We start from the raw sequence: 13,057 nt of genomic DNA, 5'->3' as shown, positions 1-13,057 counted from the left end.
GCTTGGGTGAAGTTTTTCGAGATTCGACGGACGCAGATTCGACGGCGGCGAAGGCTGCGGTGAAAAGCGATCGTTAGCCCAAATAGCGCCGTCGAAACTCGATGAGAGCTTCGACGGCTGGTTTTGCGCGCCGCGTGACATCCCAAAGCCCGCCGTGGGGAAACTCGTGCGGCTCGGCGTCTCTCAATTGGCACCAGAAAAAGCCCCGCACGAAGCTCTTCGTGAGGATAAGCCGGAGCCAGAGTTTCGTCCATTCTGCTTGCGCCGCTTCGCTCCACGGGGCGGCTTGAACCTTGGCGTCTCCGAGGGCGAAGGGGTCGGCGTCGCCGCGGCTGGGGGCGCAGAATCGCACGATCAGGGGTAGCCCCAACTGGCCCCAGAATTCCAGTTGACGAGAGACGTCGAGACCGTCGCGAAGGAGGGTACCGCGATCGTAGCCCAGGTGCGTATCCAAGATGATTTGCGACAGACCGACGCCGGCTCGAATTAAGGCGTCCAGCACGATCGGCGCGGGGAACTCGCACTCCCGCCGACGCAGGTCTTCGAGCCAGGGTTGACGCACGGAGACGGCGATCGGAATCCCGGGGCCGAGGTTGCGGATGTGCTGCACAATGCGAGCCGCGAAATTGGCCAAGAATTCGTCGTTCCAGCCGAAAGGGTTGGGGACATTGAGCGGGCCGACCGCCTCCCACAGATCAACTCTGCCACGATAGGTTCGCAAGAGCGTGGTCAAGAACTTCAAGGCGCGTCGCTGGATATCCTCCGCGGGAGTATCCGGCGCAATCCAGCCGGGCAGTTCACCGGGCAGGAGAGAAATCAGCGGCCCGACGGAACGAGGTAGACGCCGTTCGCGACAAAGAAAGAGCAAACGGTCTAAGAGGTCGAACGTGTACTGCCCCTCTTCCGGTTCACAGTCGCGCCAAGTCACTCGCAGCATTGCGGCGGTCGAGAACTCGTCAAGCAGTTGGTGCTCCTCGGCGGACAAGACGACGCGACCGTACTCGGCGCCGCACCAGATGTGGCTTTTAGGCCGGCGGCTTCGCAGGGCGGCGAGAGTCTGATCGATGAACGCAGCGAGGGCTGTTTCTCCCGCCCTTACGGCCAGATCGAGTGCCGTCTGCGCGAGTTTCCGCGATCGCTCGCTATCGGAACGAAGGACGACGGCTTGGGCGAAGCAGGCGGTCGCTTCGCTCGCCGCTTCCTCGGCCGCCGTCGGCGATAGGAACCCCAACGCCTTCCAATCGCTCATTTGATTGAGCAGGCGTCCCACCTTTCCTCGGGCAAGTTCCAGGGGCAAAGCGTAGGGGTGTTCCCGCTCGATCAGGGTTCCCGTGCTGACCGCCAGCGTGCCCTTGTCCGCGATCGGCCAGGGGAGGGTCAGAGCCGCGGATTGGTCGACGGAGCGCATGACCTCGAGGACGTCATGGTTCCACGAGACTTTGCCCGGCCAAGGGATGCAGTCCCAGCCGGCAAGATAGGCAAGGCTGAGCCGGCTTGGCTCCATCTGATTGATCGGCAAGAGGAATCGCATGCATCCCATGGTGTACGGATAAGGCGCAAACTTGGGGCGGCGGGGTGCGGCGACGGGAGTACGTTAATCGTTTCCGCCGCCAAACGTGCCGTGCCTCAAGGCCCTTGCGTCGGCCTTTCGACGCTCGGATCGCACTCTCGATGATTTCGAAATCCTTTTTCCAAAAAGACCGCCAAGACGGCCAAATCAGCGGGAGTGATGCCGCTGATTCTTCCGGCCTGGGCGAAGTTCCAAGGACGCACGCGGCTGAGCTTTTCGCGGGCTTCGGCGCGGAGATGGGGTACGGACGAATAATCCACGTCGGCGGGAATCCGCTTCTGCTCCAAACGCCGCTGACGTTCCACGGCCGCATCTTCGCGGGACAAATAACCGGCGTACTTGATATCGTAGACTACGGTTTGCACGACATCCTCGGAAAACTCCCCGAACTGCGGGAAATCCGCGCGCAGTTCGTGCCATTCCACGTCCGGACGTGCCAAGACGTGCTCGAGCGGAACCCCCTGCCGCCGACAGGTCGCCAGCGCCGTGCGCAGGGCTTCCACGGCGGCCGTTTTCTCCTGGAAGACGGTCCATCGGCGGTCATCCACCAACCCTAGTTTTCGGCCCAGCGGCGTCAAGCGTCGGTCGGCATTATCGTGACGCAACCGGAGGCGGTATTCCGCCCGGCTGGTAAACATGCGATAGGGCTCATCAACTCCGCGCGTGACCAGGTCATCAATCATGACGCCGAGGTAGGCTTGCTCCCGACCGAGGATGAGGGGCGGTTGTCCCTGTAGTTTCAAGGCCGCATTGGCGCCGGCGAGCAATCCCTGGCCGGCCGCTTCCTCGTAGCCGGTGGTGCCGTTGACTTGTCCCGCTAAGAAAAGCCCCGTGACTAGCTTGCTTTCCAGTGAAGGCTGCAACTGATCGGGAGGCAAATAGTCGTACTCCACGGCGTATCCATATCGGAGAATCTCGGCGCGCTCCAAGCCCACAATGGACCGAACCACCGCCTCTTGAACGTCGCGCGGCAGGCTCGTGGCCAGGCCGTTGACGTAAATCTCGCGGTTCCGCCTTCCCTCGGGCTCCAAAAAGACTTGGTGGCGTTCTCGATCGGCGAAGCGGACGATTTTGGTCTCCACGGACGGGCAATAACGGGGGCCGGTGAATCGGATTTGGCCCGTAAACATCGGCGCTCGATGCAGATTTGCCCGAATGATCTCATGCACCCTGGGGTTGGTGTACGTGATCCAACAAGGCAACTGCGGTTGATGGATGGCCGGGGTCAAGAAGGAGAAGGGGACGGGGTTTTCGTCTCCCGGTTGCAATTCCAGCCGATCGTAGTCGATGGTTCCGCCGTGAAGTCGCGGGGGCGTTCCGGTCTTGAATCGCGACAGGGAAAAACCGATTTCCGTGAGGGAGCGGCTGATGCCGTACACGGCGTCCTCGCCGTCCCGCCCGCCGCGCTGCGTCTTCTCGCCGAAATGGAGCTGTCCCTGCATGAACGTGCCTGCGCACAGCACGACGCAAGGGGCACGGTAAACGGCGTCGCCGCGGACGCCGACCCCGGCGATGCGAAGGCCCGTTGCGGTCTTTTCCACCAGCAGAGATTCGACGGTCTCTTGTCGCAGGATGAGTCGCGGCTCATTCAGGCAATACCACAGCACGGTTTGATGGTACGCCCATTTGTCGGCCTGGGCGCGCGGACCGTGCATGGCCGGGCCTTTACGCCGGTTGAGCATGCGAAACTGGATGCCGGTCTCATCAATCGCGCGAGCCATGACGCCCCCGAGCGCGTCGATCTCTCGCACGATGTTGCCCTTGCCGACTCCACCGATGGAGGGGTTGCAGCTCATCTTCCCAACCGTGTCGAGGTTGGTGGTGAGCAATGCCGTCTGCGCGCCCATCCGCGCGGCAGCGAGGGCGGCTTCGATCCCGGCGTGCCCGGCCCCAATTACCAGTACGTCGAAGTCGTAAACCGAGGACATTGTGGTGCTTTACTCACAGGTTTTCGTTTCGTCACGATGGGATCAAATGATACCGGAGATGCCCCGTTGGCAAGGCGAATCCGGTTACCATAATCGTAAGCTTCTTGTGAACCGCGAGACGGGTCATGTCTGTGCCCGCGATGAAGCCGGAAAACGCCTTTCACGGTTGGCCCGGAGCTTGTTGGATGCGACGCGTTTCCTTCGGCGTTCCCCGGGCAGGGGCAGGCGGCGATCGCGACGAAAAGCCGGTCGGGAGGCCGATGCTGCCCCGTCGATTCGCCTCCGTAATCTGCGACGGGCCGATGCCGCAAGCCGGTTAGGGAAAGGCTCCCCGGACTTCCGCTTCGAGGTTCGGGTCGGACCTTTGATTTTACCCGTGATTGCGAATTGGGGCCATGTGCACGAAGTCGCGGCGGCTGTTGGGCAACCGCCGGATAGCCCTTTGGAGTCGAACGGCATAACATTAGGCGAGATAGGCTCGCGATCGACTTGCAGTGCAGCGGGGAAAAGAATCGTTCCATGTAGATCGTCCAATGCAATCTGTGTGGGAGAATTGAGCCGTGGTATTGTTAGAGTTCAGTATGTATCCTTTGGGGCAAGGCGAAAGTCTGAGTTCCTACGTGGCGGGGAGTCTGGACATCATTGACAAAAGCGGCTTGGATTACGAATGCCACGCGATGGGAACCATTCTCGAAGGCGAGTATGAAGAAGTGATGGAGGTGGTACGGCGCTGCTTCGAACGCATGGCGCAGGAGTGCAATCGGATCGAATGCGTCATCAAAATGGACTACCGTCGCGGGCATACGGGGAGGCTGCGGGCCAAGGTGGCGGCGGTGGAAGCGAAGCTGGGTCGCCCCGTCAAGAAGTGAATCCAATCGACCTTCGCCGCGTCCTTGCCCGTCGGTCGGCCCGCGACGGGGCGATTTCGCGATTCTTGGCGGTCAGGTTTCCGCCCATGAATGGTTTCGGTTTGAAACGCGATGGTATCCCACGGAGAGGCGATAGCCTGGATATCCAATGATTCGATGGTTCTCACGCGGCAATCCGGCGGCGCGCAGGGCGGCGGTTTGCAAGGACACGCGACGGGGCACGGAGCTTCCGCCGGCTCTACTGCGCGCGCTGCGGCGGATCGTGGGAGCGGAGCATCTGATAACGAGGCCGTCCGAGCTGATCGTCTACGAGTGTGACGGATACACGCTGGAAAAGGAGACGCCGCCCGCCGTTGTGTTTCCCAAATCGACCAAGGCGGTGGCCGAGGTGATTCGAGCGTGTCGAGAGCATGGCGTCCCCGTGCTGCCGCGGGGCGCCGGCACCGGTCTTGCAGGTGGAGCGACGCCGCTTCATGGGGGCGTGGTCGTCTCTCTCGCCGGAATGAAGAAGATCTTGGAAGTCTGTCTTCGGGATCGCATGGTGCGGGTGCAAGCCGGCGTTCTGAACCTGGAGCTTGGTTCGGTATTGGCGGGAACGTATTGGCATTTTGCGCCGGATCCTTCCAGCCAAGTCGCCTGCACCATCGGCGGCAATATCGCCACCAATGCCGGCGGACCGCACACCCTGAAGTACGGCGTGACGGTCAACCACGTCCTAGGTCTGACGTGGGTAACGGGTGAAGGCGAGGTGCTGGAAATCGGTCCCGAGACGAGCTCCGCGGAGTTCGACTGGATCGGATTGCTGACCGGCTCCGAGGGTACGTTGGGGATTGCCACGGAGGCGTGGCTTCGGCTGACGCCGTTGCCCGTCGCCCATCGAACGTTTCGTGCCACGTTCGATCGCCTGGATGACGCAGGCAACGCCGTCAGCCGCATTATTGCGGCGGGAGTCATTCCGGCGGCCATGGAATTATTGGACCGCGGTATTCTCCAGGCGTTGGAGGAAGCCTTTCACTTCGGTTTTCCCGCCGATGCGGAAGCCATCCTCGTGATCGAGCTGGACGGTATGCCGATTGCGCTGGACGAGCAGGAAGGCATGGTCCTACAGTTGTGTCGGGATTGTCACGCCAAGGAAATTCTCTCCGCGTCATCCGAAGAAGAACGCGCGCTGTTATGGCGGTGTCGCAAGTCCGCCGTGGGTGCCGTGGGACGCCTCAGCACGGGCTATTTCATTCAAGACGGAGTCGTTCCGCGGTCCCGTCTGCCGGAGTTGGTGCGGCGAGTGGCGAGCATCGGACGCGAACGCGGAGTTCGGATCGTGAACGTCGCCCATGCCGGCGACGGCAACATCCACCCCATCTTGCTGTTTGATGAACGCGATTCCGATGAGGTGCGGCGGGCCATGGAAGCCGGGCGCGCGATTCTGGAGACCTGTATCGAGTTGGGCGGAAGCATCACGGCAGAACACGGCGTAGGGATCGAGAAGCTTCCGCTGATGACCGAGTTGTTCGCCCGCGAAGATCTGGAGACCATGTGGCGGATCAAGCGAGTCTTCGATCCCGACCTGGTTTTGACGCCGGGCAAGGTCCTGCCTCCCCTCGAGCCGTCGACATCCCAAGCTTGAATTCACAGTTGAGTAGGAGCGCATTCGGGGAGGCATCGCAGCGGCATCCGAGATAGGCTCCGGCGTCGCGAAAACAGGTCGATGAGAGAACAACCCGCTCCACAGGGACGGCCATCCATGGATAACGACGTGATGCTCGAGCAAGTTTCGCCTGTTTCGATCGCGGAGACGGCGGAGGTTGTCGCCGAAGCCGCAAGAGGGAGGCGTTCGGTGTATGCTCGCGGGGCCGGTACGCATTACGAGTACGGTTGTCCGCCCGGTCGCGACGGCTTCTTGCTGGTCACCGGCGCCATGCAAGAGGTAGTCGATTATTCCTATCGCGACTTGACCATGACGGTGGGTTGCGGCGTCCGCTTGGAGCGTCTGGCCGAGATTTTGGCCCAACAGTCGCAGTTCCTGCCCATCGATTGCGTTTTCGGCGGCGAAAGCACCATTGGGGGAGCCGTGGCCTGGTCACCGCCGGGGCCGCGGTCGTATCGCTGGGGGATGTTGCGCGACTATGTGCTGGGAGTGCGGGCGGTGGACGGGACGGGCCGCACCTTCTTCGCCGGAGGCAAGGTCGTGAAGAACGCGGCCGGCTATAACTTGACGCGATTGCTGACCGGATCCTGGGGAACCTTGGCGCTGATTGTGGAACTGACCCTGATGGTGCGACCGCTCCCGGAACGCCTGCGCGTGCTGAGTTGGACGGTCGCGAAGAGGGATGACCTCGAACGGCTGTTGGATTGCTTGGTTGCCAGTCGCAGCGAGCCGTCGGCCATCGAGGTCTTGGGCGGCCCGCGATGGGGGCGCGATCGATTCCTGCGAGTCGGCGATGATTCCTGCGGCTTTCGCGTGGTGACCGTTCATGAAGGTTCGGCCGGAGAAGTGGACGCTTTCTGCGATGAATTGCGGCGAGAATTGTCGAACGCGGGTTTGAAGCTCGGAGTTGAGCTGCCCGCGGACTGCTATGCCTTGCTCTCACAGTTTCTCGCGGATGTTCCCCCACCTCATTTTGTGTGCGAGCTGGCAGTCCGGCCGAGCCGCGTGCCGGCGGCCCTGGAGCAGTTGCGAAGCATGCGTCCACGTGCCTCGTTCATCAGCCACGCGGGGCTGGGCAAGATTTTCGTTTTCGCGGATGAGGACGCCGACGTAACGCCTGAGGTCGTCGTTCGTTTGCGTGGCGCGACGGCGACTTTGGGCGGCCGCTTGACCGTTTTGCGGTACCCATGGGATCAATCGTGGAATCGATCGGTCATTTGGGGACCGAACGGTCCGGCGTCGCGCCACATGCAAGGATTGAAAGACCAATTCGATCCGCACCACATCCTCAATCCCGGTCGGTATGTCTTTCCGCCGTAGTCTTCGGGAACGGCCCACTGGGAATCATCTCGGCGGATGAAAATCCTTCGCGCGAATTACCCGTCCTTGGTTGTTCAGGCTCCCGAATCGAGTTGCAGCGTCGCATGAAGACCCCAGCTTCCCTACTTCCGGCCGTGTTCGGCGGTGACACACCCGGCAAGGCGCCGCCTTTGCCCGTGTCCATTCCCGAGGATCGAATCCTGAGTTGCGTGCATTGCGGTTTATGTACCGCGACGTGTCCCACCTACACGCTCTTGGGCGACGAAAACGACGGTCCGCGAGGGCGAATCTACCTCATGCGGGCGGTCGTGCAGGGACGCCTCCCTGTGACGGAAAGCGTGCAGACTCATTTGGATCGATGTTTGGATTGCCGCGCGTGCGAGACTGCCTGCCCGTCGGGAGTGGAGTATAGTCGGATTCTCGAGCCGTTCCGGCTGGCGACGGCGCAAGTGCGGCCTGCTTGGAAGCGCCGGCTGGATTGGTTTCGGCAACTGGTGCTGTTGCGGATTTTCCCCTACCCGGATCGAATACGCGGGGCTTTGACGCCGATCCGATTGCTTCAGAAGGCGCGTTTATACGATCGCTTGGAACGCATGGGGCTATGGGATTTGTTTCCGCCGCGATTGCGGGCCATGCTGACGCTGGTCAACGCGCCGGTGCCGCCGGGCCCCGCCCTGCCCGGTTTTCTGCCCGCGAAGGGGCGGCGCCGGGCGAGGGTCGCCTTTTTCCTTGGATGCGTGGCCGATGCCATGTTCCGGCATATCCACTGGGCGACGGTCCGCGTGCTTCAGGAAAACGGCTGCGACGTGCTGATCCCCGACGGACAGGTCTGTTGCGGAGCCATACACTATCACGCAGGGGAAGAAGACGGGGCGAGACGCTTGGCCGATCAAAATGTCCGTGCCTTTCCCGTTGACGACGTTGACGCGGTGATCGTCAATCATGCGGGCTGCGGCGCGATGCTGAAGGAGTACGGCGATTATTGGCATGACGACCTCGCGCCCCGGCGAAGAAGGTTCGCGGAAAAAGTCCGGGATATCAATGAGTTCCTGGACCGGCTGGGTTTCATTCCGCCGGTCCATGCGATTGACATGACGGCAACGTATCACGACGCTTGCCATTTGGCACATGCGCAGCGGGTTGTCGAGGAGCCGCGACGCCTGCTGCGGCAGGTACCCGGTTTGCGGCTTATTCCGCTTCCCGAGAGCAACATGTGTTGCGGTTCCGCGGGGAGTTACAATCTGTTTCACCACGACTTGGCATCGCGCCTGGGCAGGCGCAAGCTGGAAAACATCTTGCGGACGGGAGCAGACGCAGTGCTGGCGTCCAACGCCGGGTGCCTCCTCCAGATCGAGCGCGAGATCCGGCGCGCGAGAGCACCCGTGGCCGTACTCCATCCCATGGAATTGATGGACGCTTACTACCGCGGGGAGAGACCGCGGGGAGTCGGCCGGAAAGGCGGCAACGGTCGCCCGCATCCTACCTGATGAAATTCCTACCGGATGAAACTCGGTGCGACGCGGTTCCGTCCGTCACCCCTGACGGGCCGAGCTTCACGGCTGTCGCGTGAGTATCTTGGTGAGAGATTCCACGAAGAAATACTCGCCCCACATCACGGATTCGTCGACGCCGAGGCCCTTTTTGGTGTGGTACACTCCGTGCTTGAGGATGCCCTCCCAGCCGGGAGTCTCCGTGGCGAGATATTCCGGATCGAGGAGGGCTTCGATCATCACCAATGCCGTGTTGCGATAGATCGCGGCTCGCTCGGGAATCGGCGTCTGGGACGCGAGATCCAACAGCCCGCCGGCCGCGATCGCGGCTGCCGAACTATCCTTTTGGGGTCCCCAGGGCAAGGGAGCCGTGAGGTCGGCGTCGAAATCCCAATACGGGATCTTGTCGTCGGGAAGATGGGTGATCCAGAACTCGGCGTTCCGTTCCGCGACCTCCAGAAACTCCTTTTCGCCGGTGAGGCCGTATACCTTGCTGAAGCCGTACAGAGACCAGGCAAGCCCCCGCGCCCAGCGGCTATCCGGCCGCAAGCCTTGATGGGTGCTTTGTCCCAGGAATTCCCCGGTCTCAACATCGAAGAGACCCTCATGGGCGGTCGAACCGTCTTCGCGGACCAATCGGTCTCGTGTGGTTCGGCAGTGCTCGGCGGCAATGCGATACAGATCGGTGTCGCCGGTCTGCTGAGCCGCGTAGAAAATTAGCGGGACGTTCATCATGATGTCGATGAAGAGGCTGTGCGGCCCGATAAACGAGCAGAGATAGCGCCCTTTGGGTTGAAACCGGAGAGAGAGCGTGCGTCCCGCCGTGATCAAAACTTCCAACAAATCGCGATCGCCGGTCTGTTGATACCAGGGGAGGTAGGTATTCAGAAAAATGAAACCGAGGTCGTGAACGTTGCGGTCGAGTTTTCGGTGCTCCAATAGTTTGGAGTAGTGGACGGCCCGCTGCCGCCATTCTTGCGAGCCGGTGCGCAGCGCGAACTGCCACATCATTCCGGCCAAGAATCCCCCCGTCCAATCCGTCCACAGTTCGCCCTCGTGATACCACTTGCCTTGAACGGTGTAGATGGGGAAAAAGTCCGGGTGCCGGGTGATCAGCCGCTCGACCTGCGCTTCGCCGAATTCCAGGGCTTGCCGGTGTCGGTTTACGTCTTGAATCAAGGGCATCGTCGTAACCTCAGTTTCGGTTTGCCGCTTCGCAACTTTTCCGCAAGCTCACCTATCGTACTATCTTGAGCGGCCTGACGGAATCCTCCGGAAAGCTTCCGACCTCCGGACCCTTGACCGGTTGCTCACGGAAGACTTATAAAAAGGCAAGGGACTTGTTGGGTTGCTTCAATTCTCGCTGGCGTACGACGTACAAAGATTTTGCGTCTTTTTCGGGCCGGTCGGTCAGGGGCGAATACGAGTTCTCCAGTGATCATTGATCTTCACAAGGCGGAAGAGCCGCGAGATATTGTCCATCGTTGCGTGCAGGCTCTTGCCGAAGGGCGATTGCTGGCAATTCCCACCGAGACGGTCTACGGTCTGGCCGCGTCGGCGCTTCGTCCCGATGCACTGGAAAGAATCGTTCAACTCAAGAACCGGGATCCCGCAAGCCCGTTCGCCCTGGCCATTAAGGATGCCGACGAATTGTGGGATTATTGCCCCAACTTGCCGGCCATGGCATGGCGTTTGGCCAGAAGGGCCTGGCCGGGGCCGCTGACGCTGGTGTTGCCCGAGCCGGACGAAGGCGGATTGTCGAAGACGTTGCCGGACGCCGCACGCCGCTTGGTGTGCCCCAATGGGACCCTGGGGTTTCGTGTTCCGGACCATTGGGTGGCGCTGTCGATTTTGCGCATGACCAGCGGCCCCTTGGCTCTGACGAGCGTCAATCGCAGCGGAGAGCCGCCGGCCGTCGCGGGACGGGAAATTGCGGAAGCCTTTCCGGAGATCGACGTCATTCTGGACGATGGGCCTACCCGATATGGTACCGCGTCCTCCGTGGTTCGCGTGAATAGCGGCGGAGATTGGGAGCTGGTGCGGGCGGGAGCGATCTCGGAAAAGTCTCTGCGGAGCTTGGCGGCCGTCGCGGTTCTGTTCGTCTGTGCGGGAAACACGTGCCGCAGTCCCATGGCCGAGGCTTTGTGCCGTAAGCTCTTGGCGGAGAAGCTGGAGTGTACTCCGCAAGACTTGCCGGAAAAGGGGTTCCTTGTACTCTCGGCCGGACTGCACGCTCAGCCCGGCGGACAAGCCACCCCCGAGGCGGAGGCGGTCCTTGAGGAATGGGGGATAAGTTTGCACAACCACGCGGCACAGCCCGTTAACCCTTCCATTTTGCGGTACGTAGATCGAATCTACGTCATGACGCAGGCCCTGAAAGAGTCGTTGATCGCATCCTTCCCGTTCGCGAGTGATCGGACGGAATTGCTCAGTCCCGACGGCACGGACATCGAAGATCCTTACGGCGGAACGATTCAGGATTATCGCCGCTGTGCCTGCATGATCGAGAAGGCGATTGCGGGCCGCTTGGGTCAAATCTTGGCATCGATCTGAAATTGGCGGAATATCGTACACCACACATCGTTGAATACCCGCGGCCGTTGAAGGTTGCGGAGTCTCGGAGTCGCAAGCAAAATGCGAATTGCAATCGGTAGTGACCACCGCGGTTATCAGATTCGGCCCCGAATCATCGAGTGGCTTCAAGAACGAGGCTACGAAGTCATCGACGTCGGTTCGCACTCGCAGGATCCCGTGGATTATCCCGACATCGCCGAAGCGGTGGCGATGAAGGTCGGGCAAGGCGAGGTGGATCGGGGAATCCTGCTATGCGGCACGGGGCTGGGAATGTCGATCGCGGCCAACAAGGTTCGCGGCGTGCGGGCGGTGCCGTGTCACGATGATCTGACCGCCGAGATGAGCCGCAGGCACAACGATGCGAACATTCTTTGCCTTTCCGCCGATTTGCTGGGGGAACGACTGTTGTTTCGTGTCATAGAGATCTGGCTCAAAACGCCGTTCGAGGGCGGACGGCACGCTCGTCGCCTGGAAAAGATCTCGGCCATCGAAGAAGAGATTGCTCAAGAGATTTGTTCACAAAAAAAGGGGCAAGACGGATCCGAGACGGCTCGCTCGTAAGCGGCGGTAAAACCGACAGCGGAGCGATGTGCCTTTGCGCCAGCCTGTGATAGTCTCGAACAAGCAAGCGCCGGCCTGCTGCGGGGACGGTGTTCGTTCTTGTTGATTGCATTCGGTGGACAACCGCGATCACGTCCGACGCTGCTGCGAATAGGGACGGCACCTGTGTTTTGTCCGCCGCGGTATGCCGGAGGTCAATGCCCTCCATTTTCTCCTCGTACCCCAGACTTTATCTCCTGCCATTTTGAATCCGAAGATTTACCGTCTGTTCGGAATATGCTGGAGGCGTTTGCAAAGCTCAAGAAATCTTCCGCTTCGGACGACTTGCGGCCGGACAATTCTCGAGTAAAGTCGATATGGAGGGGCTTGGATTGCGGGGAATGAGGTGGCAAGCGGAGTCCTCGTGGTCGAAGCCCGGTCTGCGGATGCAATGCTCCTTCGATTCTGGCAACAGGGCGGTAGGCGATGGGAGATCATTTGGGTCGTGAACCGGACGAAATCGATCTGCTCGTTCGCAATGCCGAATTGCGAAACGAGTTGGAGCCGTATTACGACGACTCGATTTCTCGCGTGAACATCCATCGTTTGCCGCTGGCCGTTGAGAACGAGTATTTGGCCTGCATGTTGGCCTGGGAGATGGCCCCGGTTCTTCCCATCTACCGCTGGTTCGAGCCCGAGTTGCGACTGCCTCGCCCGGAAGTCCTCAGCGATGAGGAGCTACGACGAATCCTGTGGGACACGATAGACCGCCTGTTCGAGAAGCGAATCGTCTTGGAGTTCACGGATCACCTCTCCGACCGTGAACTTTACCGCCTCATTTATCGCGACATACTGCCGGCCCGGGAAAAGAAGCTCGATTTGCGCAACAACTACCTGCATTGGGATTGTGCCTTTGCGAACGGGGATCCGGAAGTCTGGTTGCGTTACTACGCAACGGAAGATGAGCGAGAGGCCTGGGCCACCATGTACCGGCAGCCGTTGCCTTCTCGTGAGCGGCCGCCCTACCCTCGCAGGTTGCCTCAGGCTCCCATGTGATCCTCGCACGCAACCGCCGTGCGACAGGCCGACGATTCCCAGTGGCGTCGGCCGCGGTCCGAATC

General features: G+C 60.9%; 10 protein-coding genes. 7 read left to right on the top strand and 3 right to left on the bottom strand.

Features of this window, described 5'->3' with window-relative positions; genetic code table 11:
• Positions 1–73: 73 nt before the first annotated feature.
• Both ACZ5B4_RS06770 and mnmG read right to left on the bottom strand, forming a co-directional pair.
• Positions 74–1,531, bottom strand: coding sequence for a pterin-binding domain-containing protein (locus tag ACZ5B4_RS06770; protein WP_464913672.1), 1,458 nt, complete (start codon positions 1,529–1,531; stop codon positions 74–76).
• Between the two features lie 95 nt (positions 1,532–1,626).
• Entirely contained in the window at positions 1,627–3,498 is a 1,872-nt protein-coding gene (mnmG, locus tag ACZ5B4_RS06765; protein WP_464913671.1) for a tRNA uridine-5-carboxymethylaminomethyl(34) synthesis enzyme MnmG, read from the bottom strand.
• Positions 3,499–4,058: 560 nt separating this feature from the next.
• Between mnmG and ACZ5B4_RS06760 the strand changes: the two genes are divergently transcribed.
• The 4 genes from ACZ5B4_RS06760 (at position 4,059) to ACZ5B4_RS06745 (ending at position 8,819) form a co-directional block, all read left to right on the top strand.
• Entirely contained in the window at positions 4,059–4,367 is a 309-nt protein-coding gene (locus tag ACZ5B4_RS06760) for an MTH1187 family thiamine-binding protein (protein ID WP_464913670.1), read from the top strand.
• 148 nt (positions 4,368–4,515) lie between these two features.
• Complete coding sequence (locus ACZ5B4_RS06755) at positions 4,516–5,991, top strand: FAD-binding oxidoreductase (protein WP_464913669.1); 1,476 nt, start codon at positions 4,516–4,518, stop codon at positions 5,989–5,991.
• Between the two features lie 117 nt (positions 5,992–6,108).
• Complete coding sequence (locus tag ACZ5B4_RS06750; protein ID WP_464913668.1) at positions 6,109–7,332, top strand: FAD-binding oxidoreductase; 1,224 nt, start codon at positions 6,109–6,111, stop codon at positions 7,330–7,332.
• A gap of 104 nt (positions 7,333–7,436) precedes the next feature.
• Positions 7,437–8,819, top strand: coding sequence for a (Fe-S)-binding protein (locus tag ACZ5B4_RS06745; protein WP_464913667.1), 1,383 nt, complete (start codon positions 7,437–7,439; stop codon positions 8,817–8,819).
• A gap of 66 nt (positions 8,820–8,885) precedes the next feature.
• Here the strand turns inward: ACZ5B4_RS06745 and ACZ5B4_RS06740 are convergent, their stop codons facing one another.
• Complete coding sequence (locus tag ACZ5B4_RS06740; RefSeq protein ID WP_464913666.1) at positions 8,886–10,007, bottom strand: glycoside hydrolase family 88 protein; 1,122 nt, start codon at positions 10,005–10,007, stop codon at positions 8,886–8,888.
• Positions 10,008–10,256: 249 nt separating this feature from the next.
• Here ACZ5B4_RS06740 and ACZ5B4_RS06735 point away from each other — a divergent pair, with 249 nt between their 5' ends.
• The 3 genes from ACZ5B4_RS06735 to ACZ5B4_RS06725 all read left to right on the top strand — a co-directional run bounded on the left by ACZ5B4_RS06735 (position 10,257) and on the right by ACZ5B4_RS06725 (position 12,992).
• Positions 10,257–11,375, top strand: coding sequence for an L-threonylcarbamoyladenylate synthase (locus ACZ5B4_RS06735; RefSeq protein WP_464913665.1), 1,119 nt, complete (start codon positions 10,257–10,259; stop codon positions 11,373–11,375).
• 81 nt (positions 11,376–11,456) lie between these two features.
• Entirely contained in the window at positions 11,457–11,957 is a 501-nt protein-coding gene (gene rpiB / locus ACZ5B4_RS06730; protein WP_464913664.1) for a ribose 5-phosphate isomerase B, read from the top strand.
• Positions 11,958–12,422: 465 nt separating this feature from the next.
• Positions 12,423–12,992 (top strand): hypothetical protein, encoded by a 570-nt coding sequence (locus ACZ5B4_RS06725; RefSeq protein WP_464913663.1) that lies wholly within the window; start codon positions 12,423–12,425, stop codon positions 12,990–12,992.
• Positions 12,993–13,057 lie beyond the last annotated feature (65 nt).

This window comes from Thermogutta hypogea (assembly GCF_055386265.1).
Note: the sequence above shows the minus strand (reverse complement) of the source record. Positions and strands in the feature narration are given on the sequence as shown.

Excerpts from the sequence above, each read along its gene's own strand:
- ACZ5B4_RS06770 (WP_464913672.1), bottom strand. The coding sequence starts at position 1,531 with ATGCGATTCCTCTTGCCGATCAATCAGATGGAGCCAAGCCGGCTCAGC.
- mnmG (WP_464913671.1), bottom strand. The coding sequence starts at position 3,498 with ATGTCCTCGGTTTACGACTTCGACGTACTGGTAATTGGGGCCGGGCAC.
- ACZ5B4_RS06755 (WP_464913669.1), top strand. The coding sequence starts at position 4,516 with ATGATTCGATGGTTCTCACGCGGCAATCCGGCGGCGCGCAGGGCGGCG.
- ACZ5B4_RS06750 (WP_464913668.1), top strand. The coding sequence starts at position 6,109 with ATGGATAACGACGTGATGCTCGAGCAAGTTTCGCCTGTTTCGATCGCG.
- ACZ5B4_RS06745 (WP_464913667.1), top strand. The coding sequence starts at position 7,437 with ATGAAGACCCCAGCTTCCCTACTTCCGGCCGTGTTCGGCGGTGACACA.
- ACZ5B4_RS06740 (WP_464913666.1), bottom strand. The coding sequence starts at position 10,007 with ATGCCCTTGATTCAAGACGTAAACCGACACCGGCAAGCCCTGGAATTC.
- rpiB (WP_464913664.1), top strand. The coding sequence starts at position 11,457 with ATGCGAATTGCAATCGGTAGTGACCACCGCGGTTATCAGATTCGGCCC.
- ACZ5B4_RS06725 (WP_464913663.1), top strand. The coding sequence starts at position 12,423 with ATGGGAGATCATTTGGGTCGTGAACCGGACGAAATCGATCTGCTCGTT.